29 protein-coding genes and 1 tRNA gene are annotated in these 26,532 nt (G+C 33.4%); 18 read left to right on the forward strand and 12 right to left on the reverse strand.

All coding sequences use genetic code 11. The features are described 5' to 3' along the window. Nucleotides 1–51: 51 nt before the first annotated feature. From IE051_RS05270 to IE051_RS05300, 8 genes are all read right to left on the reverse strand, one after another. Nucleotides 52–1,011 (reverse strand): nucleotidyltransferase family protein, encoded by a 960-nt coding sequence (locus IE051_RS05270; protein WP_189359729.1) that lies wholly within the window; start codon nt 1,009–1,011, stop codon nt 52–54. 29 nt (nt 1,012–1,040) lie between these two features. Further along, nucleotides 1,041–1,466, reverse strand: a complete 426-nt coding sequence (locus IE051_RS05275) for a lasso peptide biosynthesis B2 protein (RefSeq protein WP_189359730.1) — start codon at nt 1,464–1,466, stop codon at nt 1,041–1,043. Then, the gene (locus tag IE051_RS05280) at nt 1,466–1,747 is read right to left on the reverse strand and encodes a PqqD family peptide modification chaperone (protein ID WP_189359731.1); all 282 of its coding nucleotides are present in this window, start codon (nt 1,745–1,747) and stop codon (nt 1,466–1,468) included. The genes IE051_RS05275 and IE051_RS05280 overlap by 1 nt, the downstream gene beginning before the upstream one ends. Nucleotides 1,748–1,770: 23 nt before the next feature. After that, the gene (locus IE051_RS05285; protein WP_189359732.1) at nt 1,771–2,817 is read right to left on the reverse strand and encodes a hypothetical protein; all 1,047 of its coding nucleotides are present in this window, start codon (nt 2,815–2,817) and stop codon (nt 1,771–1,773) included. A gap of 250 nt (nt 2,818–3,067) precedes the next feature. Further along, nucleotides 3,068–3,190: a hypothetical protein gene (locus IE051_RS18670; protein WP_262891380.1), complete on the reverse strand. Its 123-nt coding sequence runs from the start codon at nt 3,188–3,190 to the stop codon at nt 3,068–3,070. Nucleotides 3,191–3,203: 13 nt separating this feature from the next. Then, nucleotides 3,204–5,102, reverse strand: coding sequence for an asparagine synthase-related protein (locus IE051_RS05290; protein WP_189359733.1), 1,899 nt, complete (start codon nt 5,100–5,102; stop codon nt 3,204–3,206). A 30-nt stretch (nt 5,103–5,132) separates the two neighbouring features. Further along, nucleotides 5,133–5,963 (reverse strand): phosphoenolpyruvate carboxykinase (ATP), encoded by an 831-nt coding sequence (locus IE051_RS05295; protein ID WP_189359734.1) that lies wholly within the window; start codon nt 5,961–5,963, stop codon nt 5,133–5,135. Between the two features lie 500 nt (nt 5,964–6,463). Beyond that, on the reverse strand, nt 6,464–7,381 hold the full coding sequence (locus IE051_RS05300) for a T9SS type A sorting domain-containing protein (RefSeq protein ID WP_189359735.1): 918 nt from the start codon (nt 7,379–7,381) through the stop codon (nt 6,464–6,466). A gap of 408 nt (nt 7,382–7,789) precedes the next feature. Here IE051_RS05300 and IE051_RS05305 point away from each other — a divergent pair, with 408 nt between their 5' ends. Both IE051_RS05305 and IE051_RS05310 read left to right on the forward strand, forming a co-directional pair. Beyond that, nucleotides 7,790–7,987, forward strand: coding sequence for a hypothetical protein (locus IE051_RS05305; protein WP_189359736.1), 198 nt, complete (start codon nt 7,790–7,792; stop codon nt 7,985–7,987). A gap of 341 nt (nt 7,988–8,328) precedes the next feature. Beyond that, nucleotides 8,329–10,098 (forward strand): acyltransferase family protein, encoded by a 1,770-nt coding sequence (locus IE051_RS05310; protein WP_189359737.1) that lies wholly within the window; start codon nt 8,329–8,331, stop codon nt 10,096–10,098. A 538-nt stretch (nt 10,099–10,636) separates the two neighbouring features. On the opposite strand, the gene IE051_RS05315 is transcribed toward IE051_RS05310, so the two are convergent. The 3 genes from IE051_RS05315 to IE051_RS05325 form a co-directional block, all read right to left on the reverse strand. Then, nucleotides 10,637–10,710, reverse strand: a tRNA-Ala gene (locus IE051_RS05315). Nucleotides 10,711–10,919: 209 nt separating this feature from the next. Further along, nucleotides 10,920–11,624, reverse strand: a complete 705-nt coding sequence (locus IE051_RS05320; RefSeq protein WP_189359738.1) for a FadR/GntR family transcriptional regulator — start codon at nt 11,622–11,624, stop codon at nt 10,920–10,922. 152 nt (nt 11,625–11,776) lie between these two features. After that, complete coding sequence (locus IE051_RS05325) at nt 11,777–12,571, reverse strand: universal stress protein (protein WP_189359739.1); 795 nt, start codon at nt 12,569–12,571, stop codon at nt 11,777–11,779. A 58-nt stretch (nt 12,572–12,629) separates the two neighbouring features. Between IE051_RS05325 and IE051_RS05330 the strand changes: the two genes are divergently transcribed. The 16 genes from IE051_RS05330 to IE051_RS05405 all read left to right on the forward strand — a co-directional run bounded on the left by IE051_RS05330 (nt 12,630) and on the right by IE051_RS05405 (nt 25,477). Further along, on the forward strand, nt 12,630–13,130 hold the full coding sequence (locus tag IE051_RS05330) for a GNAT family N-acetyltransferase (protein ID WP_189359740.1): 501 nt from the start codon (nt 12,630–12,632) through the stop codon (nt 13,128–13,130). After that, nucleotides 13,127–14,461 carry an MATE family efflux transporter gene (locus tag IE051_RS05335; RefSeq protein WP_189359741.1) on the forward strand — a complete coding sequence of 445 codons (1,335 nt, stop codon included), beginning with the start codon at nt 13,127–13,129 and terminating at the stop codon, nt 14,459–14,461. Before IE051_RS05330 ends, IE051_RS05335 begins: the two co-directional genes overlap by 4 nt. A 27-nt stretch (nt 14,462–14,488) precedes the next feature. Then, nucleotides 14,489–14,659, forward strand: a complete 171-nt coding sequence (locus IE051_RS05340) for a hypothetical protein (RefSeq protein WP_189359742.1) — start codon at nt 14,489–14,491, stop codon at nt 14,657–14,659. A 107-nt stretch (nt 14,660–14,766) separates the two neighbouring features. Continuing rightward, on the forward strand, nt 14,767–15,222 hold the full coding sequence (locus IE051_RS05345) for a 6-pyruvoyl trahydropterin synthase family protein (protein ID WP_189359743.1): 456 nt from the start codon (nt 14,767–14,769) through the stop codon (nt 15,220–15,222). An 88-nt stretch (nt 15,223–15,310) separates the two neighbouring features. Beyond that, complete coding sequence (locus tag IE051_RS05350; RefSeq protein ID WP_189359744.1) at nt 15,311–16,069, forward strand: EI24 domain-containing protein; 759 nt, start codon at nt 15,311–15,313, stop codon at nt 16,067–16,069. Further along, on the forward strand, nt 16,059–16,604 hold the full coding sequence (locus IE051_RS05355; protein ID WP_189359745.1) for a GNAT family N-acetyltransferase: 546 nt from the start codon (nt 16,059–16,061) through the stop codon (nt 16,602–16,604). Before IE051_RS05350 ends, IE051_RS05355 begins: the two co-directional genes overlap by 11 nt. Before the next feature lie 4 nt (nt 16,605–16,608). Next, entirely contained in the window at nt 16,609–16,956 is a 348-nt protein-coding gene (locus IE051_RS05360) for a 5-carboxymethyl-2-hydroxymuconate Delta-isomerase (protein ID WP_189359746.1), read from the forward strand. Nucleotides 16,957–16,959: 3 nt separating this feature from the next. Next, a complete protein-coding gene (hemF, locus tag IE051_RS05365; protein ID WP_189359747.1) occupies nt 16,960–17,862 on the forward strand; it encodes an oxygen-dependent coproporphyrinogen oxidase in 903 nt (300 codons plus the stop codon). Next, complete coding sequence (locus IE051_RS05370; RefSeq protein WP_189359748.1) at nt 17,853–18,836, forward strand: DUF4421 domain-containing protein; 984 nt, start codon at nt 17,853–17,855, stop codon at nt 18,834–18,836. Before hemF ends, IE051_RS05370 begins: the two co-directional genes overlap by 10 nt. Further along, a complete protein-coding gene (locus IE051_RS05375; protein ID WP_189359749.1) occupies nt 18,836–19,222 on the forward strand; it encodes a YchJ family protein in 387 nt (128 codons plus the stop codon). The genes IE051_RS05370 and IE051_RS05375 overlap by 1 nt, the downstream gene beginning before the upstream one ends. Before the next feature lie 8 nt (nt 19,223–19,230). Beyond that, entirely contained in the window at nt 19,231–20,220 is a 990-nt protein-coding gene (gene hemB / locus IE051_RS05380; protein ID WP_189359750.1) for a porphobilinogen synthase, read from the forward strand. A 26-nt stretch (nt 20,221–20,246) separates the two neighbouring features. Continuing rightward, nucleotides 20,247–21,332, forward strand: coding sequence for a CNNM domain-containing protein (locus IE051_RS05385; protein ID WP_189359751.1), 1,086 nt, complete (start codon nt 20,247–20,249; stop codon nt 21,330–21,332). Next, nucleotides 21,333–21,806: a methylated-DNA--[protein]-cysteine S-methyltransferase gene (locus IE051_RS05390; protein WP_189359752.1), complete on the forward strand. Its 474-nt coding sequence runs from the start codon at nt 21,333–21,335 to the stop codon at nt 21,804–21,806. Nucleotides 21,807–21,935: 129 nt separating this feature from the next. Then, on the forward strand, nt 21,936–23,087 hold the full coding sequence (locus tag IE051_RS05395) for a serine hydrolase domain-containing protein (protein ID WP_189359753.1): 1,152 nt from the start codon (nt 21,936–21,938) through the stop codon (nt 23,085–23,087). Next, nucleotides 23,084–23,797, forward strand: coding sequence for a 3'-5' exonuclease (locus tag IE051_RS05400; protein ID WP_189359754.1), 714 nt, complete (start codon nt 23,084–23,086; stop codon nt 23,795–23,797). Before IE051_RS05395 ends, IE051_RS05400 begins: the two co-directional genes overlap by 4 nt. Further along, nucleotides 23,798–25,477, forward strand: a complete 1,680-nt coding sequence (locus tag IE051_RS05405) for an ABC transporter ATP-binding protein (protein ID WP_189359755.1) — start codon at nt 23,798–23,800, stop codon at nt 25,475–25,477. Nucleotides 25,478–25,839: 362 nt separating this feature from the next. Here the strand turns inward: IE051_RS05405 and IE051_RS05410 are convergent, their stop codons facing one another. Next, nucleotides 25,840–26,493 carry a 3-oxoacid CoA-transferase subunit B gene (locus IE051_RS05410; RefSeq protein WP_189359756.1) on the reverse strand — a complete coding sequence of 218 codons (654 nt, stop codon included), beginning with the start codon at nt 26,491–26,493 and terminating at the stop codon, nt 25,840–25,842. Nucleotides 26,494–26,532 lie beyond the last annotated feature (39 nt).

Consider the following 26,532-nt stretch of genomic DNA (forward strand, 5'->3'; position numbering starts at 1 on the left):
GGGATCTAAAATGGTCGTTGTATTTTTTGTATCACCGTTTAAACAAACCTACTAAGAAGTTCGATGAAATTCAAATGAATTTAAGTATCTGGAATAAAAAACACTAAGTTTAAATCTAAAACCAGAAAAACACTGCATTGTAAACCAATAAATTTTTATTTTTTCAAGAAAGGATCTATTATAAAAATCCTCTTTTTCAATTTGTGATATCGCAAATTCTAATTGTTTTTTTGTGTTACGAACAGGTTTACATGGCAGTACCGGGCATTCTGGAAAATAGTTAGCTAGCATGGCTTTGCAAAGCGAAACCATTCGAGACGCATGACATTGTAAAACCAGTTGGGTGAATTTTTCAGTATCAATTGGTATCTTTTCCATAAAATCCTTCACATCAATAAGCCATTTCAATCTAAACCAAGCATGCAAGCCACCATGGATAATAAGGTATAACAATTCCAACTCGTTGTTAAATCCTTGGAACTTTCTTTCATGAAATCGTAATTGAATACTATTTGATTTTAGTACCTCATCTAAGATTTTGGAGCTCGTGATTTCGAGCTTAAATAACTTCCAATGGATTTCAATGGCTATCTGTTTCTTAGGATGAACAAATGATACTTGATTCGTTAATTTGATTAATCTTCGTTCCTTGTTTAAATTATCAGGCCACGAAAAACCATCCGGTTGATAGCCATTTTTTTTTAATATGAAAATTGCTTTTTTGACAGCATTTAATGGTATTAGAAAATCTAAATCATTGGAATAACGATAACAAGTATCCTTATGAAGTCGATATGAAAGCATGGGCCCTTTTAACGGAATAAATGGAATAGTTGCTTCGCGAAATGCATCAGACAATTTAATAAATTCACTGACTTGAAACATTTGATCATGTTTTTCAGACAGATGTTCTTTGGCGCATTTTTCGTTTAGAAGATCATCAATCTGCTGATGAGAAAGTCGATGTCGCTGGTTAAGAGCTTTGCGGGTTAATAAAAGAAAATTTTGCATGGTCGCTTGTCATTTTTTATTTGGAAAGATTATCGAAAACTTGAAATTTCATGAAATCTGTCCAGATTTCCACCACCTAAAATAATTTCAGTTCCAACCGAAAGCCAGGCATGGGCCTCAAAAGACTTATTCTCCTTAGGTGCCACACCAATATGTATTTTATGAACTATTTGCCGCTTCTGAAGCATGCTATGCACTGCGAGTGCTTTGACTAGGCAGGTGTTTCTCCATGGCGTACGGGTTTCCAAGCCGTTGATAACCTTTACGACCAAAAGTGCTGTTCCCATTTTTTTATCACTTGTTGTTTCAGCACGTTCTGATGTCGCCTTAGGCATCCATTTTCGGGATGGCTGGTAGCTGACTTTTAAACGAAAAATACAGAGCATTACTAATGCTTCTGGAATAAGCACAATTTCTGAAAATGATAATTTCTTTTTAGAAAAAAAATGGCTCATTATGCTGAAACAGGAACCTGCTGAATTAATTTCTTAGCCAACATATCATCAATAAACCGCTGTACATCCTCTCTGCAGGTTGCCTCATTTACTTCGTACTCCTCCATCAAATGAACGACCAGTTCATCTGCCGTTACAGGTGTTTTTGAAAGCAGTTCCCAAATTCTACTTCCTACAGGGTCTAAACCAAAATAGGATTCTGCTTCAAAACTCATTAAGATAGCCTCTTCATCTATTTTACTCGAAAGGACTTCAGGGTTTATCTGCCATTTTAAGTTCATAATAGTAAATTTTTTAATTTAAATTATACGTTGATTAACATGCCCTTCTTGCGAAGTTCATCTACCACTTCTTCCATATTGTATAGCACATCAAATCCCAATTGATAAACCTCCAACGTGGTTCTTTTACCATTAAAACTCCGAATTAAGGGCAGTATTAGCAATGGAATTTTGGCCGTTTCTTCACCCAAAGACATTAGAGTATAGCCTTCTTCAGCCTTTTCAGAATTAACATTAGGGTGTAAAACTAATTTTTCAGGAAGCATATTTTTTATAAAATTCTTTTGGGTATCGCTTATGGCTACCTCCAGTATTTCATGTTTTAGTCCTGTAATCTGCTTAAATGTATGGGCATCTACCTTACTAACAATTTCATAGCATTTAATATAAAATTCTTCTTCACGTCCAGCCCATCCACCCCAAAGCTTACCATAATTTTCTTTATTGATATTCCCCTTTTTATCTTCCACATTAAAATCCATTGTTCCAACCGTATAAGTTTTAATTTGGGCTGGGGGCCATCCCAATTGCTGCATGGCATATTGTGAAAGGGTCGTTTCTGCCAGTTCTAAATAGGTTTTTACTTTATTCCAAAATGATTTTCCGGCAACCCCGCCAATTGAAGAACAATAAAAAGTGACGCAAGTACTATTTCTGTATTTATAGACGGTGCACCTACCCTGGTCATAATAGGGGCAGAGTAGTGATTCTCTCAATTCATGCGACCCAGATGACACAAAATGATTTGACTCTTTTATTCGACGCTGGTAATAAGGAACCGGAGGAACAGTACCATAAGGTGTTACTCCGGCCTGGGCTTTAATCTGATCTCGTATGCGATGCCTACCTAATTCATAGCTTTCATCTTCATCTGTCAGGATATAACCTATAAGAAAGTTAGGAAGGTTCGGATGATAATCGCAACATTTAGTGTTTATCCTTGGGCTTTGTGGAGAACGGCAATGGTTACAAGCGTCACAGGTTGCTATGGTCTCAGCAGGAATTTCAATATCGAGTACTTCGGGGGAAATAGCATGGTAAATAGAAGGTATTTTAGCTTTTAAATTCATCCGTTTGTTGAAATATAAAGTATATAGTCTTCTTTATATATTATTGGAGCGATGGTACCCATGTTCAAAATTAATATTTATCGAACACCATCTTAGCTTTTAATTAACCCGATGGAAAGCGCATAGCCCTATGTTTATGAACAGCTAAATTCACACTCAAAAATAATAAAGGCAAGCAATCAATGAAAATAAATTACTTTCATGACTAACACCTTATTATTCAATTACAAGCTTTACAATCTTCTTAAACTCAACTTTTAGTTTTGTTAGCGGCATCCTTTCCATTTTTTATTGGCCCTCCTAATGTTTGCTTAAGAGGAAGTTCAGAGATTATAGAAGGGCGTTGCCATTCTTTTTTTAGTTTATTTTGCATAAAATTTATTTATTTATTTATTTACGGACCAAATAGTATAACATAACCACAAACTTATATGGGTTGCTAAAAAATATTCATCGTCAAATTTACAACTTTTTTTTGAGTTTGAAATTGACATTAATAAATTACTAAGCTTTTTAAGATCAATAATACTACCTAATTTTTTTCTAACTTCAGGATTCTCTAATTGAGACTTAAATTCATCAATATCTTTTAAGAAAATATGGTAATAGTCAGGCGAGTAATCTCCTTTATTTTGTCTGTCCCTTATTTTTTCAGGATAAATATCACACAGTGCTTTTCTTATCAGCCCTCGCTTAACACCACTAGGGTAAAAATGTTCAATGGGTAAGACCATCATAAATTCCACGACTCTTCTGTCTACAAGCGGATAGGTCATTTCAATGCTATGGTTTGAAGCACCACAATCCCAATCTTCTTGGAAGGGATCATCATACTTTGGCCACCTTGAAAGAAAAATATTTCTCCTAAACTTATAATAGTCTTTGATACTTTTTTTTGATTTTAGTTGTAGTGTCTTCTTTTCTTGAGCAGTTAATATAAGTGGCAGCCCTTTGATATCCCATAATGAAACGCGTCCATGAAGCCGTTCTCGTAAATTTCTAACAAAAAAGGGTTGCGTGGGATTAAGTATATGCTTTTTAAAAAGTGCCAAATAGCTCAAATTCTCTGTGTGTTTTAATTTGGCAGTCATTTTAAAAAATGTCCTAAATCTACCAGCCATCAATAAATGGGGTAAAGGATATATGACACTTGAAACAATATGATCTCCAGCATAACCAGAAAGAACACGGCGGATGGATTTGGATTGAAATTGTTCATAAATAGCTGTATCTACATAATGAAAAATATTTACCATATCATAATGGCTCTCAAATTTTTCGTCCAGACCTTTCAAAAAGCTCAATTTTGAACTGTAGACAAACATTGGATCAATATTTTTTTCTTCTTGTAAAACCGCATTTATATAGGCTTGCTCATCTTCTACATCCTGTGCACCAATATCAGGGCCAAGTACCGAAGAAGCCGTCGTTATTTTTTTCCCTAAAGCTCTGTGTTTTCTAGCGGCTAGGCAAGCAATAGCACTTGAATCTAACCCGCCACTTAAGGGGATTCCAATGTCGCCTATAACACGCATCCGGTCTGAAATGGCTAATTCCAGTAATTCTCGTAATTTATCAGCAGCGACTTCTTCGCTCTTATATTTTACACTAGGCTTGTATTTTAGATCCCAATATTGATTTGTTACCGCTTTTGATTGCTGGACCAACAATACGTTTGCAGCCTTCAAACGAATAATATTTTCCCATGGTGTTCTTCCTACGTCAGGTACAAAATTTATCGCGTAATCCCTATTATAAAGGTGGTCCATGACTGTTTTTACAAACGGCAGTTTTACTATGGCTTTTAGCTCCGTCGAAAAAACAAATCGGTTCTCCTCAAAATAGTAAAGAAAGGGCTTGACACCCATTTGGTCGCGAGCACAAAACAATTCTTTTTTTTCTTTATCCCAAATAACAAAGGCAAAATCACCATAAATATCTTTTACAAAACCGTTTCCAAATTTGAGAAAAGAACGCAGTAGTAGGAGCGGGTCAGTAATAATTTCCCTTTCCACGTGTGGGATATCTAAGCGATCCATGATGGCCGCCCGTTCATCTAATCGTGCATCGGCTGTAATAACAAAACCAGCTTCTTCATAGGGCGATGTATCATAAACCGATTCCGGGGTAACCTGCAACAACATATGACCTAAAAACACTGATGTTTCCTGGTAGAGACCCTGTCTATCCGGGCCACGGTGCGCAAGATCCTTTTGCATAGATTTTATCCATTCGGCTTCAATAGGCCGCCCTTCAAAATCTATGATTCCAAAAATAGCACTCATTCTTGTTTAATGTGTTTTGTTATTATCAAATTATTTTTGCAAGTATTTTTTTAATTGATGCTGAGTTTGTTTGATGGGAATGGTCTTTGGCCGTAAAAGCTTGGTGATTTTAATGCTTTTACTTATTTCAACTAGTTTCTCGAAGTAAAACAGTTCGTTTTCAGGCATCCCTTGCAAATATTCCAAACGATAAATTTCATTTCGTAATGCAGTCACCTTTTCTGCGCCTTTAATTTCCTGAAAAACAATGGTTGTCTTTTCATGAATCTCAATTAAAAAAATATGATGTAACATAAAGGTATTATCCTTGTAGGACTTTAAAGGATAATAGAATTTTTCCGTTTCAGGGTCAATTTTTTGCAGACCTGATTTGTTTTGATTTAATTGCTTTAAGCTGTCTTCCCAAAGTTTTATCCGATCGCTCATAGCCCAGATAAATGCCTTATTATTTGAAATCAAAATAGGCGTGACATCATCTGTCAAAAACGCATGGTCTTCAAGTATAAATGCTGTTGTAAGTGAGGATTTTCCTGCCCCTGAATCCCCGCAAAGCATAATGCCTTTAGCGTTATAAACAAAACAACTGCCATGCATGGGCATAATTTTCCGTTGATGTAAAATAGCGCCATAAGTGGAGCCGTTTAAATACAATTCAATAGTGGCTTGGGTAGCTTTAGTATTAAGAACCAGTGCTATGTAGTTTCCGCCAGAAGCATAAAACGACCCTACGCCTTCTACATGCATTGAAAATTCGTTTTGGTTTAATCGAAAAAAACCATCATCATAGAGGGGCGTATCAACCTCTTTTTTGATATCGGTTATTTCGATTTTCACATCTTTTAGGGGAAACTTGAATTGCATGCGTGATATTAGAATAACTATTTGTAATTTCCAATGTAGGGTATTTATACCTTTTGACATTAAAATTAAATAGCATCAAATATAATATAAACTGTTGTCATACGCCATCAATTCATCCAAATACCTACATTATTCAGATGACTCGATTATCTAATTGTTTCAAGCAGGCCGGACAATGTACTTTAAGTAAACACCCATTCTAAAAGCACCTGTTTTAGCTTTATAATTGCTTATAAATATAAGCTAATACAGGTTTTTTTGAATACAGAATTAGTATTAAAAGTTTTTAACGGTGGCTGAGTTAACGAACTACCCCAAGGTAGAGCCTGCAAAAATTCTTTAGATTAAAGATCATTACCTCATTTTTAAACACACCAAAGTTCATGGTAATACTATTATAAATAAAAAAAGAGGGTGTTCAAACCCTCTTTTTACTAGTACTGAATAAAAATTATAGTGTTTCGCAACGATTACCGCTGTTAGCACACGTTATTGTTAATTTATTCCTTTATAAATTTTAATGCACTTCCACTCTCAAGTTTCAATAAGTATATGCCACTAGTTAAGTTTTGAACATCAATTTTATCATTAATAGCTAACGTTCCTTTAAGGACTTTTGAACCTATTGCATTATATACTTCATAATTAGTTTTAGTTTTCAACCCAGATATAGAAACAAAATCAGAAGATGGATTAGGAAATAGGCTTATCTGTAAATTGGTGTTTTGATTTTCAATTGATAAACTATTACAACTATCATAAGGAATCCAAGCAGTAACAGGATCCATATTTACTAATGTTCCATTAAAATTATTACCTGTCAAATCATTTACAACAGTTCCAGTACCTTCATCAAAATTATAAAAGGCATATAAATTAGTTTCGGTGCCTGTTAAACATGTATTCATGTCTGATAAAATTTCAGAACGCGAACGAGCAATGTCCCATATTCTTACATCATCGATATAACCGTTAAAAACATCATCAGATCCATTATTACCAATACCAGCTCCAACTCCACTAATATCAATGACTACACCAATTGCTGCAGCCTCTAATTCGCCATTAACATATAATGCAACTGAAGAATCTACTGTTGAATAAGTAACAGCAACATGAATCCATTGATTTGTAGGAAATCGAGTAGACATTTTAACACCACCGAAAAGTGTTAAAAAACCTGATTCAAACCCAAAAAATGGTGTATCATCTCCAAATTCTATAAGTGTTGGATAAAATTCGCCTGAACGTTGACCCTTGTAATTTATCCATAATTCGAAAGTAAATTCGGATGGGCAGGTTATGTCTGATATTTGAACTTGTTGCAGACCCCGATCTGGATCGAAATCCAATGCCGTTTGTGCTATCGCTAAATTGAAAGACATCATTATTAATGTAAGAAATGTAATTTTTTTCATAATTATTTAATTTTAATGTTTGCGAACCTGTTTGAATATGGAAAGTAGCGCTATTTTAGCGTTCCTTAAAACAACTCCTTCCATATTTTCTATTCCTGTATTATTTTCTATAATTGTCTTAGACTTTCTAAAGCTTCTAACTATCTTCTAACTATCTTCTTTTTAGAAATCCATTATCAAAGCTTTTTATATGATTTATCTTGTTCCGCATATAGGTTAATACGCAACAAAAATAATAAAAATAAATTCATATGATGTCATTGTGGGATATTAAGTTAATTAAAAAAAAACTCTTCAAGGTTTGTGAGTAGCCAATATTGATTACCCATAGTATAAACAAGTCATAGGCAATTTAACGTAACTAATTGTATTTCAAAAAACATAGTCTTAAAATTATAAATAATCGAAATGAGAAAATTAAACTACCTTTTATTTATTTTATTGTTTGTAATATTAACATTAGATACTAGTGCACAAACAACCTTTGTTCCAGATGATAATTTCGAACAAGCATTACAGGATTTGATTTATGACTTAATAGATAATCTTATTTTTGGAAAGGATTTTGAGAGTTTCGATAATATTGCTGAAACAATTCAACGATAAAGATCAGACCACACAAGTAACTACCCAATATATGAGAACAAAATCATAGAATGATAAAGTGGTGAATAGTAAAAGTTTGGGATTTAAAGATTTTGAGTTAGCAAAAGGACAATTACCGGAGAAGATATATTAAAACTTTATAGAAAAAACAACTGTTGAATCCAATGGGTTCATTTTATAAATCACGTATCTCTTTAGCTGCTTAATCCTTCATTACGTTTACCTCTGTTATTTTTGTCTTTAATTAGAAGCGACACAATCCTATCAATAAAAAAACCTCTAGACATTTAAGAATAAATAACATATGTTTTATATTTTCTTTATACGTTTGTTACCGAAAAATGAAATTAATTGAAAATAATAATTATCGAAAAGATATAGCTGGCTTAAGAGCATATGCCGTATTAGCTGTAGTTATATTCCACTTCGGTTATCTTCCTAATGGTTTTTTAGGTGTTGATGTTTTTTTTGTTATTAGCGGATACTTAATTACAGGAATTATATATCGTAAAATATCAAAAAACCAATTCTCCATAAAGGATTTTTATATCCGAAGAATTAAAAGAATAATTCCATTAGTTTCATTTATTTGCCTCATTTCATTGATTCTTGGAGTTAAATATATGCTTCCTGATGATCTTGAAAATTTAGCACAAAGTATTGTTGCTACTAATTTTTTCAATAATAATACGTTGCAGGTTATCACCACAAAAAATTACTGGGATGTTGTCAACGAGCTTAAACCATTAATGCATACTTGGAGCCTTGCAATTGAAGAACAGTATTACTTGTTTTATCCATTTCTTTTTGTCCTTATCGCAAAGATTCGGTTAAAACTTATATTACCAATATTAATAGTCTTAACCTTATTATCAATAGGATTATTTTTCTCTCCATTTCAAGACTATTATAAATTTTATCTGCTACCATTCAGGTTTTTTGAATTATCAATTGGTGGGATTGCAACTATCATTTTAAACGGGAAGATCGTAAAACATAGATTTTCGACTGTTCTTATTATTGCACTTATTGTAATTCTTTGCTTTGACCTGCAATTCATAAATAATGACCTTTTATTATTTATAACGGTCATGATTACATGTGGAATTCTTATATCAGTTAGCACAGTGAATAAACTTTCTTCCTATTTGCTTGAGAATAAACTTGTTGTTTTTATTGGTAAGATTAGTTTTAGCATCTATATGTGGCATCAGATAATATTAGCCTTTGGACGTTACTTTCTATTTAACGAAATTGGATTTATTGGTTATAGCTTTATAATGTTAATCACGATTCTACTTTCAATTGGCACTTTTTATCTGATTGAACAACCGTTTAGACATAAATTTAAGACGAAAAATATATTTGTTATTCTAATCTTAACGTTTTTAACAACAACTGGTTCATCTCTATACATTTACAATAATGCTGGGGTTTTAAAAGACATTCCTGAATTAGGAATAAACAAAGCATCAACTCAAAAAGGGATTCACTCAAAATATAATGACGATATTTATAAACTAGATAAGTTATTTACTAAAACAGAAAAGTTAAAAATACTTGTCATAGGGAATAGTTTTGCGCGAGATTGGTGTAATGTCTTATTAGAATCTAAATTCAAAGAAAGTATTGAAATTTCATATATATATGGCTCCTATTCCCATCCAGCCTTCTTGCATCCTGATTTAAAGAAAAGAGCTCGGGAGGCTGATTACATATTTTTATCTCCTTTGAGCAAAGAAGAATTTAGAAAACTTGACATTGATGAATCCAAAACTTGGTGCACAGGAACTAAAAACTTTGGTATAAATAATGGAATATATTACAACTATACAGGAGAAAATTATTGCCTTCAAAGAACAAGCCTCGAAGATGGTTCTTTAAAAACAAATGATATACTAAAAAAAGAATGGGGAGAGAAATATATTGACTTGATTGATTTAGTGATTGATAAAGAACATACAGTTCCTGTTTTTACTCCTAATTGTAAGTTTATCAGTCAAGATACTAGACATTTTACTAAATATGGAGCGGAATATTTCGCCTATTTAATTGAGAACACTCCTGGTTTTGTTCTAAATAAAATAGATAATAAAAATAAATTTCGCTAACAGTGGTAATCATTGTACTAGGCCTTAAAAAGCATAGAATTTAACCAAAAATCTACTCTTTATAGGGATTTTGTTATTTGAGAAACCTATTTGCTATTAAAAATTGAAGCCTGTCAGCGGGGTTATTTGCAGTATAAATATCTCTTTTAGTTGTAATACAAAATTCCCCACTCCCTAGGCATCACTTTTTAATGTTTTCGTAAGGAATTTTAATTGCTTTATCCCTTTATTAGAGTCACACATTAAATGAGCAACAAGAAATGTGATTAATTTATACAACGAAATAAGTTTACGTTTATCTTTAGACTATAAAGCAGATGAAGATTTTTACGATAATTATCAATAAGTTATCGTGAGATTATAAATAGTTTTTAAACAGAACTTTAAAAAAGTGGAGTATCTACTTTTATTGCAACGATTTTTTTAAAATATCAAAATTGCTGTTTTTAATTTTTAGACTTAAAATATTCAAGTATAATATTATGCAAATTGAAACCAAAAGAGGCTTTCAATTTCTTGAAAGCCTCTTAATTTGAAGTGGAGAAGACGGGATTCGAACCCGTGACCTCTTGACTGCCAGTCAAGCACTCTAGCCAACTGAGCTACATCCCCATTCCTTTTTTTAATCGGTTACAAATGTATACATTTCGCATGAGTTTTGTGATTCTTTTTTTGAAAGAAATAATAGCCATTTTACTTAAATTAAAGTAAGGAACTGATAGTATTTAATATAAGTGAATACTTTAAAAACTCCAATTAGCATGAATAAAACTTCGGTTAAAGTCTAAAAAAAGAAAACATTAATCCTACAAAAAGCATTTTTACTTCACCCCATAGCAATATTGATACAACACACTAAAGTGGTCTTTCATTTTTTGTTTAGCTAGTTTGGTATCCTGTTTTTTAATAGCCTCATAGATTTCTGTGTGCTCTTGTATACTTTGAACAGCCTGACTTTTATCACAAACATGATGCTTTTCAAAATCAATGATTATTTGTGGGGTAATAGTAAGCATAAAGGTATTTATCGTTCTATTTCTTGTTGCCTTAGCAATGGCCAAATGGAAAAGCAAATCTTCCTGCACAGCATCTTGACCTGACAAGGCCTTTTCACTATAGGCGTCTAGCGCCTCTTTCATCAATTCTAAATCTTCCTCCGTACGTCTTAAAGCAGCTAATCGAACTGTTTTCAATTCCAACAATATTCTTGTTTCAACCAATGATTTGAAATCAGGACTTTCCAATCTCAATATATCATCAATCATTCCATTCATAGCAATCACACCAATGTTTGCAACAAAAGTACCACTTTGAGGTATGGATTTTAAGATGCCATAAAACTCTAGTTTCTGGATGGCTATTCGAATACTATTCCTAGTTACCCCAAATTTCTCTGATAATAAACGTTCTGAAGGCAACTTATCACCAGGTTCCAAGTTTTTAAAGTTAATTAAATCTTTTAACTGCTTAATTATAGAATTTTGAATCTCCTGATTTTCATTACCTACTAAGGTCTCCACTTTCATAAGCCCAACTATTTACTTTATTCATTAATTATTTTTGTAAAATCACGTATTAGAATAGAATTGATTTAACCGAAAAAACAAGCTCAATAAAGAAAAGAGCAAGATATATGCTAAATCATTCCATATGTTCTCATGACTCCATACATTTATATTTATTTTAAACCACTTAATACTAAAACGGGTATCTTCACATAAAAGTCTTTCTTTAAAATGGTATTATTCTCCCACTTCTTAGCAAAGAAACCTCTTTTTCGTCGAACAACACATAGCATATCTGGTTTATGCGATTGGAAATGTTCTAAAACGCCTTGAAAAGTGGTTGCATTTTCAGTTTTAGTGATATTATTTACAACCTCTAATAATTCAGGCTTTAAAATAAAATCATCTGCTTTATGAAAGGCAGTTTTAACTAGCAAAAGATCCAAGTCCACATTAAATTTCTGCTTTATTGCCTTCAACGGTTTTAGCACATTATCCTTTTTTATCACCGCAGATTTCAAGGCCATTAATATACTTAAAGGAGGCGTAAAGGCATACCCTTCAGGCACTATAAGCGCCGGAACATCCATTTGCTTTACAATCTTTCCTGAGGTTTTACCTAAATAAACTTCATCCTTTATGGAGTTGGTTCTCGGTTCCAACAATACCAAATCAATATCTGCTGCTTTACATGCAAGATCTAAAGTGTCTATTAAGTTACCTTTTAGCACTTTAACCGTAATATTAACATTTTTAGGATCAATTTTTGACACCAGATCATTCAAAAACTGAAGGCTCTCACGCTTTATAATTTCATCAACCTTAACTAAAGTACCTGCCTTAGTAAACACATTATAAACCTGAACTACAAATAGGTTTGCATTAAATTCCTCTGCAAAATCAACAGCATATTGTAAATGACTTAATGCATTTTTTGATGAGCCTACGGGCACTAAAATATTCTTCATAAGAGTAAAGTTTAAACCTAAATTTACAATAAATTTGATGCAAAAGTAAAATATTTAAATGATACGTAAAGCAACCCAGAAGGATATTGATTCAATTATTGAAATAACGAAGGCTTGTGCTGCCTATATGGTAAGTAAAGACATCTATCAATGGAACGAATACTACCCTAATAAAGCAGCCTTTATTAGAGATGTTAAACGCCATGAATTATACGTTATGGAAATTAAGAATATCATAGTCGGTTGTATCACTATCTCTGATTTTATGGATAAAGAATACGAACCCATATTTTGGTTAACACCAAATGAAAAGAATATTTACATTCATAGGCTAGCTGTGCATCCAGAATATCAAGGTCAAGGTTATGCACAGCAACTCATGACCTTTTCTGAAAATTTTAGTCGAGAGAATAACTTTAATTCCGTGCGTTTAGATACCTTTTCGCAAAATCATAGAAATCAAAAATTTTACGAACTTCGCGGATATAAAAAGCTTGGAAATATTTATTTTCCAAAACAAAGTGAACATCCTTTCCACTGTTATGAACTAGTTTTGTGAGTACTACTATCAGTCTAAAAAATATAAACAAATTGGCTATTCCAGCTCTGATTTCTGGAGTCTCTGAACCAATCCTATCACTAACAGATGCAGCTATAGTTGGTAACATTTCAATAAACGCTACCGAAGCTTTAGCCGCTGTTGGTATTGTTACTACTTTTATGTCAATGCTTATATGGGTACTTGGACAAACTAGAAGTGCGGTTTCATCAATTGTTTCTCAGTACGTCGGCGCCAACAAATTAGAAAAGATTAAAAACCTGCCGTCTCAAGCTATCTTTATTATTACATCACTAAGTATTCTTATTATTATTAGTACTTACCCTATAACTAAACACATTTTTAAACTCTATAATGCCACAGATTTAATATTAGATTATAGTGTTATTTATTACAAAATTCGAGTATTAGGTTTTCCGTTTACTCTTTTTACAATTGCCGTTTTTGGCGCTTTTAGGGGATTACAAAATACCTACTACCCTATGATTATTGCCATTATTGGTGCGGCATCAAATATTGTTCTAGATATCATTTTAGTTTATGGTATAGAGGGTTATATTGACCCTATGCATATTGAAGGCGCAGCTTATGCCAGTGTATTAGCCCAAATATTAATGGCAGGTTGTTCAGCATTTTTTTTACTTAAAAAAACAACAATCCCTTTAAAACCAAGTTTTCCATTCAACCCTGAGATTAAACGTTTTTTGTTAATGATTCTTAATCTATTTATAAGAACCATTGCATTAAATGTTACCCTATATTTTGCAAGTGCATACGCAACAAGCTATGGTCCGGAATATATAGCTGCTTATACTATTGCTATTAATCTATGGTTTTTAGGAGCCTTTATTGTTGATGGCTATGCCAGTGCAGGCAATATATTATCTGGGAAACTCTTTGGAGCAAAAGATTATTCAAACTTATTACAATTAAGCAATAAACTCATAAAGTACGGTGTCATTATTGGCATTATTCTTGGGTTATTAGGTGCCATATTCTATTACCCCATTGGTCGTATTTTCACCAAAGAACCTGAAGTATTAAATGCCTTTTACGCCATTTTCTGGATAGTTCTTATCATGCAACCCCTTTGTACTTTAGCCTTTATTTTTGATGGTATTTTTAAAGGTCTTGGTAAAATGAAATATTTAAGAAATGTTCTCTTATTTTCAACCTTCTTTGTTTTTATCCCTATTTTATTTTGGTTAGATCATCTTGATTTAAAATTAAAGGGTATATTCATTGCCATAACGTTTTGGATTATTGCTAGGGGTATTCCACTCATTATAAAATTTAGGCAACAATTTTTGCCGCTAGCACAAAACAATTAACTTTGCCTAACAGCATAAAAATTAAAAATGAATCTATTCATTGCCCGTCTTCAAGAAATAAATATTGAAGAAAAAATCAAAAATGCACCTGATCAAGGTTATGAAATTGGTGTGTTTATTGGGTCTATGATTCCTTTTGTGGTCCTTGTAGCTCTGGCCTATTTAATGTTTAGATATAATAAAAAAAGAAACCAATAAACAAGCCTTATGGATATCATGTCCTTTTTAAGCGGAAATGGATTGTTTCTAGTCCTAGCCCTAGTTTTAATCATAGTATACATTGTAAATAAAAGAAAAAGAAGATAATGGGAAACAACATTCGTATCACCAAGCAATTCTCCTTTGAAACTGGTCATGCCTTGTACGGTTATGACGGCAAGTGTAAAAACGTGCACGGTCATAGCTACAAACTTTCGGTAACTGTTATTGGTAAACCCATTACTGACAATACCAACGTTAAGTTTGGTATGGTTATAGATTTTGGTGATCTCAAAAAAATAGTAAAAGAAGAAATCGTTAATGTTTTTGACCACGCCACCGTTTTCAATAAAAACACACCTCATGTTGAACTGGCAAAAGAATTACAAGATCGTGGACACAATGTACTTCTTGTAGACTATCAACCTACCAGTGAAATGATGGTGCTGGACTTTGCAAAAAAAATAAGCAAAAGATTGCCTGATCACATCAAATTGCACTCCTTAAAATTACAGGAAACAGACAGTTCATTTGCAGAATGGTTTGACTATGACAATATTTAAGGATTTGCTCCAAAGGTCATGTACGCCTTGCTTGCTGCAAAATAACTTTCTTAATACACGATTCAGTTCCTAAAGAATAACCAACAAAATGGTAAAAAATATCATTTCAGGAATTAAAGCTTATTTTGGTGCATTTAGTTTAATATCAAAATTAAAACTCTGGAAGTATTTTGCCATTCCTATGATAATTAGTGTACTTACAGCAATCCTTGTCTTTAGTACCGCCTACGGATTATCAGATAACATTGGTAGCTTTATTTCCAAAATTTGGATTTGGGATTGGGGGCAAAACGCTTTTTCTGCAATTAGTAATTTTATTGGCGGTTTAATAATTATTGTTATTGGACTTATCCTTTTTAAACATATCATCATGGCACTTTCTGCGCCATTCATGAGTCCCGTATCCGAAAAAATTGAAATACATTTTACAGGCAAAGTAAAACATAATCATAGAAATACTACGTTCATTCAACAACTCATGCGAGGTATAAGAATTAATGGAAGAAACCTGATTATGGAATTGCTTTTAACCATACCTATTCTTTTATTAAAATTAATCCCTGTGGTAAATATTTTTTCTTCCATATTATTAATTATGGTCCAAGCATATTATGCAGGTTTTGGTAATATGGATTACACTTTGGAGCGTCATTTTAAATACAAAGAGAGCATTAAATTTGTGCGCCAAAACCGTGGATTAGCTATAGGCAACGGTATTATTTTTCTCCTATTTTTATTAATTCCTGTAATTGGTGTAATTTTAGTTTTACCTTTATCAGTAACGGCAGCTTCATCTAGAACGGTGCAAGTTCTTGAGCTTAAAAAAAACACAATACATGCAGCTTAATTTAGGAGCATATTATATTTCACCAATACATCCAAAAGATGGATGGAACCTCTGCAATTTTGCATGTGCTAATGAAGATCGATTAAGGCGCTACTTCCCTAAAACATTAGAACAAAATTTAAATCCCGAGCTATCCAATATTTTTGTAGAAAAGAAAGTTCAAGTATTTCAAAAAAAAGAGGAGTTTTTATTTACCATAAAAGGAAACGACGATTATAAAGTGATAGGCTTAATTTACATCAAAGAATTAGATTGGACTAAAAAACAAGGAGAATTCGCCTATGCTATTGATTATAATTTAGAAGGCCAAGGCTTGATGACAAAATCAATAGCGCTTTTATCAGACTACGCTTTTGAAACGCTACATTTAGAAACGCTTCAAATCATAGTCAATAAAAACAATAAAGGAAGTTTAAAAGTTGCGCAAAACAATAATTTTATTTGGATTAAAACACTTCCTAAAGCATTTACGCCTCCGGGAGAAGGTCCATTAAATATGGAATTATACGAATTATATCATAAAATAGAATCTTAAGACTATGCCACATTTTGTAATTGATTGCTCAGAAAGCATTTTAAAAATGCAACGGCCAGAACATATCATACTTGAGGTACACCAAACAGCTACGGCTTCCAATTTATTTGATGAAGACGATATTAAAGTACGTTTAAACCCTTTTTCAGAACATTATTTAGTTGGTGGTATTCAAGGAGACTTTATTCATGTGTTCGCAAATATTATGCAAGGTAGAACAACCCTCCAAAAAGCTAAACTTTCTAAAAGCATTGTTAGTAAATTGAAAGGCCTGTTTCCCTCTGTAGATTTTATAGCAATGAATATTAATGATTTCGAAAAAGCTACTTATTGTAACAAATCAATGGTATAAATTATGAAAAACGCATTCTATCAATACATACAAGAATTACAAGATCGTATTACATCTAAACTAGAGCACCTTGACGGAAAGGCTAAGTTTCAAGAAGATATTTGGAAACGACCAGAAGGCGGCGGAGGACGCACCCGTGTCATAGAAAACGGAAACGTTTTTGAAAAAGGTGGTGTTAATATTTCTGGTGTGCATGGCAAATTACCAAAATCTATGCAAGCCTATTTTAAAGTAGGAGATGTTGATTTTTTTGCCTGTGGCTTGAGCCTAGTATTACATCCTAAAAACCCTATGGTTCCTACCGTTCATGCCAACTGGCGTTATTTTGAAATGTATGACGAAGATGGTAGTATCATTGATAGCTGGTTTGGAGGCGGACAAGATTTAACGCCTTATTATTTATTTGAAGAAGACGCAACACATTTTCATCAAACTTGTAAAACAGCTTGCGACAAACATAATCCGGACTTTTATCCAACATATAAAAAACGCTGTGATGAATATTTTTATAATGCCCACAGAAATGAAGGCAGAGGCATTGGCGGCTTATTTTTCGATTATTGCAAGACATCAAGCAACATGACTATGAAAAACTGGTATAACTTTGTCACAGAAGTGGGTGATAGTTTTTTAGAGGCTTATGTGCCTATTGTCGAAAAAAGAAAAGATTTACCTTACTCTGATGCCCACCGTAACTGGCAAGAAATAAGAAGAGGTCGTTATGTAGAATTTAATTTAGTTCATGATAAGGGCACGCTTTTCGGACTAAAAACCAATGGCCGCATAGAAAGTATTCTAATGAGTTTACCACCTCATGTGCAGTGGGTATATGACCATCAACCTGAATCAGGAAGTGAAGAAGAGAAACTCCTTAAAGTATTGGCATCCCCAAAATCATGGGTTTAACAAAAAAAATATTATTAATTCTATTTACATTTCTGGGGAATCTGTCCTGGTCACAAGACAGCATACCGGCTTTGGTATCATCAGATTCCATAAAATACAAAGTTCAGTTTTCAGATAAAATTACGGGGCGATTATTTTTTGTTAACACTTCTAACTCTGTAAATGTACAAAGTAGAAACCAAGATGTTGATTACAATTTAATACCTAACAAACAGGATCGTTTAGGCGCCTCCATTGCATTTCGTGCAATTGCATTGTCCTTTTCCTTTGCGCCTAGCTTTTTGTCTGAGAATAAAGACAATGAAGATTCTAGATTATTTAACCTTCGCTTAAAAGGGTTTTTCGGACAGTGGTTGCAAACTTTTAATCTATATGAGCAAAAAGGTTTTTTTATTGAAATACCAGAATTAGGTATAGACAGTTACCTACCAAAAGTAAAATCTTTAAAGATAGGTGGCAGCACTTCATATATCTTTAATGAAAATTTCTCTTATCGCGCCATAGTATCACAAGACGAAAAGCAATTAGTTAGCGCCGGAACCTTCATGCCCACCATAGTGTATTATTATACAAAATATGACCTTATTGACGATACTATAGATGAAGACTTCCATTCATACGATTTGGCCTTTGCCCCCTCATACACCTACAATTGGGTGCCAAGTAAGAACTTCTTAATTTCGGCAGGAGGCTCAGTGGGTATTGGTGTCAATTATAGTAAAACAGAAACTGAATCGCTTACCTCAATTTTAACAGAGTTGAATTTTAGAGGCTCTATTGTTTACGACAAGAATAATCTATATTTGGGTGGGCATTATAGCTATTTAGTATTAAACCATAATGCAGATCGCACAACATATATTAAAGACAATATTCCTTATTTCGAACTATTTATCGGGTACCGCTTTAAAGCTCCTAAAAAATTAGTAGCAAAGGCTAATACTATTGACGAAAAACTACACTTAAAAAAGTAATGAATTGTTATTGTGGTAACTTAAAAGACTATGTGAATTGTTGCGAAAAAATTCATAAAGATTTGGCTAATGCCAAAACTGCAGAACAACTTATGCGTTCTAGATACTCTGCTTTTGTTTTAGCAAATGGTGATTTCTTGATGAAAAGCCATCACAGTAAAACGCGACCAACATCAGAAAAAAAAGCTATTGTAGCTTGGGCAAAATCCGTAAATTGGATTAAACTAGAAATAATAGATACTACCATGGGTCTTGAAAACGACACCAATGGAACTGTGACATTTAATGCCTATTTTTACCAACATGGAAAAGTGGATGTAATCCATGAAAAATCGGCATTTAAAAAAGAAAATAACCTCTGGAAATATTTAGGATTAAGTAAATAAAAAATAATATGTTCCCTTTAAAAAGAAATAGAAGACTAAGAGCCAATGAAGCCATACGATCATTAGTTCGAGAAACCATAATTACCCCAAACGATTTTCTAGTACCGCTCTTTGTAGTTGAAGGTAAAGGAATTAAAGATGAAATTCCATCCATGCCCAATTACTTTCGATACAGTTTAGATCTGCTTGAAGGCGAGGTGAAAGAACTTTGGAATCTGGGTTTAAAATCGGTTTTACTTTTTGTGAAAGTACCCGACAATTTAAAAGATAACAAAGGTGCTGAAGCCTTAAATCCAGACGGCTTAATGCAACGCGCTATTAAAACGGTTAAAAATGTGTGTCCGGATATGTTGGTCATGACCGATGTGGCTTTAGACCCATATTCTGCTTATGGCCATGATGGTATTATTGAAAATGGACAAATAGTAAACGACCCTACCGCAGAATTTTTAGCAGAAATGAGTATTTCCCATGCTGAGGCAGGGGCCAATTTTGTAGCACCAAGTGATATGATGGATGGGCGTATTTTAACCATTCGTGAAGCTTTAGAAGATGAAGGATTCATAAATACAGGCATCATGAGCTATTCAGCTAAATATGCTTCGGCGTTTTACGGCCCTTTTCGTGATGCTCTAGATTCTGCTCCAGTAGATTTGGCAGATATTCCTAAGGATAAAAAAACCTATCAAATGGATTTTAGTAATCGCTTTGAAGCCATTAGAGAAACCGAAATGGATATTGATGAAGGAGCAGACATTGTTATGGTTAAACCAGGTATTTCATATCTTGATATTCTAAGAGAAATAAAAAACGAAGTAGATGTTCCTGTGGCTGTATATCAAGTATCAGGAGAATATGCTATGATTAAAGCGGCTGCTGAAAAAGGCTGGTTAGATCATGATCAAATTATGATGGAAACAACCATAGCATTTAAAAGAGCTGGCGCAGATATTATTGCTTCTTATTTTGCTAAAGATGTTGTGAAATTGATTTCGTAAATTAGCTTTTAACAAAAATCCAATTAATGAGCACATTAATCTTTTGGGCAACCATTTCAATTTTCTTTTCTTTTTTATGTTCTATTCTTGAGGCGGTTTTACTTAGTGTTACGCCAACATTTATAAATGTTAAAAAACAAGAAGGAAAAGAATATGCAACAACTTTAGAAAAATTAAAAAAAGATGTTGATAAACCTTTAATTGCCATTCTAACTCTAAATACCATCGCGCATACTTTAGGCGCCATGATGGTAGGTATTGAAGCCGAAAAATTACCTTTTAAAATTGAATTTTGGGGTATAAATACAGTGGGCGTAGTTTCAGCAATCATGACATTTTTAATTCTTGTAGCTTCAGAAATTATCCCAAAAACCATAGGCGCAACCTACTGGAAACAGTTGGCAAATTTTGCTTCAAAAGCATTGACTATTTTAATATTTCCCTTAAAATGGACAGGGATTTTATGGCTCTTACAACTTACCACAAAACTGATAGGCGGTAAAGGACATGGTAGTGTTTTAAGTAGAGAAGGGTTTATGGCCATGACCGAAATTGCCCATGAAGAAGGTGTTTTCCAAGAAAGTGAAAGTAAAATTATCAAGAACCTAATCACGTTCAAAGAAGTTTTCGCCAAAGATGTCATGACACCCAGAACAGTAATGAAAACGGAAGACGAAACAACCACTGTTGAGGATTTTTTCAAACAAAATTTAAACCTTCGCTTTTCCAGAATTCCTGTTTACACTAATGACCCGGATAATATAACGGGCCTAGTTCTTAAAGATGAAATCTTTAAAGAAATGGCACTGGATAATAATAGCAAAAAACTATCAGAACTTAAAAGAAGTATTATTGTTGTTGATAGAGAATTACCGATACCCACTTTATTTGAAAAACTTATTGAAAGTAAAAACCATATGGCGCTTGTTGTTGATGAATATGGATCGGTAAGTGGCCTTCTTACCATGGAAGATGTTATAGAAACATTACTTGGTTTAGAAATTATGGATGAAAGCGATAAGGTCTCAGACCTTCAACTTCAGGCTAGAAAAAATTGGGAATCAAGAGCCAAAAAACTAGGAATTTTAAAAGAAGAAGAAAAGAAAGATTAAATGGAAAGCTGCATCATCACATCGCCCTTAGGGTTTACCAAAATAGTTGGTGATGAAGATGGTATTTCCTCAATTACCGTTTTAAATTCTAAAGAAAAGGTGTCAGATATTATTCCTGAAGTTTTAGAGGATTGTGCCATTCAACTTAATGGATATTTTGAAGGGTCTCGGCAAACATTTGATTTAAAGCTAAATCCCCAAGGCACCGATTTCCAAAAAAGAGTCTGGAAGGCTCTAGAAACAATTCCTTTTGGTAAAACAGTATCCTATCTTAAATTATCACAACAATTAGGTGATGTAAAAGCGATTCGTGCTGTGGCTAGTGCTAACGGCAAAAACCCACTTTGGATTATTATTCCATGCCATCGCGTTATTGGGAGTAATGGAAACTTAACCGGATATGCCGGAGGTTTGCACCGTAAAAAATGGCTTCTTGAACATGAAAGTCCCCATAAACAATTGTCGCTATTTTAATGATCCATTTTCTATTTTGACTCCATTATCATATTGAAACTAAATTTAGCACCTGTTTTCAAATTAAAGCGGGACACATATTGCAATTGACTTTAAATTGTTATATTTAGTTCTATTAAATATCATATAATGAAACCCCTAAAAAAAGTACTTAAATGGCTTGTCATTGTAATAGGTCTAGTTGTGTTATCCCTCTTTATTACCAACACTGATTATTTATTAAAAGCTGTACGTACTATTTATCTCAATGGACATACTACTGCCTTTTTAGAAGATTATAAATATTTTGATAATCAAATTATTGAAAATGGCACCTCAAAACCATGGCCTCTTCACCAAGATTACAACTCCGTAACAGAGACGGTAGCTTTAGATTCCATAAATGGGACAAATGGCACCATTGCATACGTCATTATAAAAAATGACAGTATCTGGTTTGAAAACTATTATGATGGTTTTAATGAAAATTCTAAAACCAACTCCTTCTCTATGGCTAAAAGTTATGTGTCTGGCCTATTGGGTATAGCCATTCAACAAGGGTACATAAAAAGTCTAGATCAGCCTGTCAGTGATTTTCTACCAACCTATAGCGACGGTTTAGCCTCGAAAATGACTGTAGGTCATCTTTCTAATATGGCATCAGGAACCTCTTGGGATGAACAATACTACTCCCCTTTTTCCATTGTAACGCGGGCCTATTTTGATGATGACTTAGAAAAAGTAATGCTGGAATTGAATATGGTAACTGAACCTGGTAAAAGCTTTAAATATTCTAGCGGCGACACACAAATGCTAGCTATGGTAATTGAAAAGGCTACTGGCAAAAAGCTCTACGATTATTTAACTGAGAGTTTTTGGAAACCCTTAGGATGCGAAAACCAAACCCTTTGGCAAGTAGACAGTAAAAAACATGATCTTGTAAAAGCGTATTGCTGTATAGCCAGCAACGCCAAAGACTTTGCTCGTTTTGGGAAATTATATAAAGATCATGGCAAATGGAATGGGAAACAAATTTTAGATTCCACCTTTGTCGCAAAATCAATAAAACCTGTATATCCCAATGGTGACATGTATGGCTACGGCATGTGGTTGAAAAAGATTGAGGACAAAACATTTTTTATGATGCGTGGCCACCTTGGACAGTACGTTATTGTTGAACCAAATGACAATGTAATCATTGTTAGACTTGGCCATTCCAAGGGGGATAACACAAAAATTGGTCAGTTTACTGCAGATATTTTCACATACATCACAGAGGCTTATAAAATGCTAGCGAAATGATTTCGAAAATAAATCTTGAAAACATTTTATTTCTAGATATAGAAACCGTGCCTGAAACTCAGTATTTTTCTGATTTATCTGAAACGAAACAGGCCCTTTGGGAATCTAAATCAAAATATCAACGCAAAGAAGATTATACGGCTGAAGAGTTTTATGACCGTGCAGGTATTTGGGCTGAATTCGGAAAGATTGTCTGCATTTCTGTTGGCTATTTTAATATTCTAAACGATTTAAGAACCTTTAGAACAACATCTTTTTTTGGCGACGAAATAAAAATTCTAAAAGATTTTAAGAATCTATTAGAAACACATTTTAATCAAACAAAACATTTACTTTGTGCTCATAATGGTAAAGAATTTGACTTCCCTTACATTGCACGCCGTATGATCATTCATAATATTGAATTGCCGAACAAGCTTAACCTTTTTGGTAAAAAGCCATGGGAAGTACCACATATAGACACTTTAGAATTATGGAAATTTGGGGATTACAAAACTTATACATCCTTAAAACTAATGACTAATGTTTTAGGAATTCCATCACCTAAGGACGATATAGATGGTAGTGAAGTTTGTCGCGTCTTTTATGAAGACAATGACATTGACCGGATTGTTATTTATTGTGAAAAAGACACCATTGCAGTCGCCCAAATATTTTTACGATTACGTGGCGATACTATTTTATCCGATGACGAAATTATACATATTTAAATGCCTGAAACACCAATATTAAAAGTTGAAAACCTAACTATATCATTTGGCAAAAATGAAGTCATTCATGGCATTTCATATAGCTTAAACTCAAACGAAATTTTAGGCATTGTGGGGGAATCTGGTTCAGGAAAATCCGTGTCGTCACTAGCTATTTTAGGGCTTCTTCCAAAAAAAATAGCAAACATAAATTCGGGTAGTATAACTTATAATAATACAGATTTAACCACCTTAAAGCCAAAATTATTTCAGAAGATAAGAGGCAATAAAATTGCAATGATTTTTCAAGAACCTATGAGTTCTCTTAACCCTTCTATGACCTGCGGAAAACAGGTTCAAGAAATCCTTTTACAACACACAGAACAATCTAAAACGGATGCTAAAGAAGCTGTCATATTACTTTTTGAAAAAGTAAAACTTCCGAATCCTGAACGCGTTTATGATGCTTATCCACATGAAATTTCTGGTGGTCAAAAACAACGGGTTATGATTGCTATGGCTATTGCCTGCAAGCCTGATATTTTAATTGCTGATGAGCCTACTACCGCTTTAGATGTCACAGTTCAAAAAGACATTATTAGTTTACTAAAAGAATTGCAGGCTGAAACTAAAATGAGTATCATTTTTATTACCCATGATCTTGCACTCATCTCAGAAATAGCCAATCGAGTTTTAGTCATGTATAAAGGCCATATTGTTGAAGAAAGTTTGGTGGCTGATATATTTAATAACCCACAAAACAATTATACAAAAGCTTTAATAAACGCTAGACCGTCTTTAGATACGCGATTAAAAAAACTACCAACCATTCAAGATTTTTTGGATAATGATATTTCAGATGACATTATTTCGCATGATCAGCGTCAGAAGAATCATGAAAAACTTTATGGTAAACCACCATTATTAGAAGTTATTAATGTAGAGAAAGCATATATTTCAAAATCTGGTTTATTTAGTCAATCACAATCTTTTAAAGCAGTCAATGACGTTAGTTTTAAACTGTATGAAGGTGAGACACTGGGTTTAGTTGGGGAATCTGGTTGTGGCAAATCTACCCTTGGAAATGCTATTCTCCAATTGGACAAAGCTACTTCGGGTCAAATCATTTATAAAGGTATTGATATCACAAAACTATCAAAAGCTGAAACGAGAACGCTTAGAAAAGATATTCAAATAATTTTCCAAGACCCTTATTCTTCGTTAAATCCAAGAATACCTGTAGGGCAGGCTATTTTAGAACCTATGAAGGTTCATAAGCTGTATAATTCTGATGCAGAGCGAAAAGCACGTGTGATTGATATTCTAAACAAAGTTGGTCTTTCAGAAGATTATTACAATAGATACCCACATGAATTTTCAGGAGGTCAACGTCAACGTATAGGCATTGCAAGAACTATTGCATTACAACCCAAACTAATTGTTTGTGACGAATCTGTTTCTGCTTTAGATATTTCAGTTCAGGCGCAAGTATTAAACTTGCTCAATACATTGAAAGAAGATTTTGGATTCACCTATATATTCATTTCACATGATTTGGCAGTTGTAAAGTATATGTCCGATCAATTATTAGTAATGAACCAAGGTCAAATTGAAGAATTAGATGATGCTGATATTATTTATGCTAATCCAAAACAGGAATACACAAAAAAACTAATAGAAGCCATACCAAAAGGAATATAATAAAAACGTCATTTTGAATTACTTCAAAATGACGTTATAAACTAACTCAAGCTATCAACTTGACAACTTATAGCATAAAGACCTTTTTCGTTAAATAAAGTAAGCTTTTTATAAACTGTACGTTATCTTTTAGCGTTTGGGTGAACTTGCTTTCATCATTAGTAGGTAATTCAGGTAGATTTGCTGCAATATTCATAAGGCTTTTAGTTTATGGTAGATTTGGGTAAATCTAAAATTAAAATTGGTTTCTTAGTTCTCTGCTAATATCGAATATATTTTGAATAAATCGGCTTAAAAACACAATTAATCGACGAAATACATATTTTTTTAACATTTAACACCATTCGGCTAATATTCTGTTTCTAAATTTTCATTTCTAAAACCTCACCTTCAATTAATAAATCACCTTCTGTAGCGTTTATTATTTCCTCTACAGAAACGCCCGGAGCGCGTTCTAATAATTTAAACCCTTTATTGGAAACTTCAAGCACTGCCAAATTAGTAACAATTTTTTTTACACAACCCACACCCGTCAAAGGCAAACTACATTGTTTTAGCAATTTTGAATCCCCTCGCTTGTTAGTATGCATCATAGCGACAATAATATTTTCTGCACTGGCTACCAAATCCATGGCACCACCCATACCTTTCACCATCCTACCTGGAATTTTCCAATTGGCAATATCCCCATTTTGGGCTACTTCCATGGCTCCTAAAATCGTCAAATCTACATGCTGACCTCTAATCATTGAAAAACTAAGCGCGGAATCAAAGAAACTCGCTCCAGGCAACGTAGTTATTGTTTGCTTACCAGCGTTTATAACATCGGCATCCTCTTCACCTTCAAATGGAAATGGTCCCATTCCTAATACGCCATTCTCACTTTGAAATTCCACCTCTATATCATTTCTTACATAATTTGCAACAAGCGTAGGGATTCCAATACCCAGGTTCACATAAAAACCATCTTGTACTTCTTGGGCTATACGTTTAGCAATTCCGTTTTTATCTAACATATCCTAGAATTAAATTTTAAAGCTTTAATTACTTTATTA

This window comes from Algibacter mikhailovii, assembly GCF_014651495.1.
Lineage (GTDB): Bacteria > Bacteroidota > Bacteroidia > Flavobacteriales > Flavobacteriaceae > Algibacter_E > Algibacter_E mikhailovii.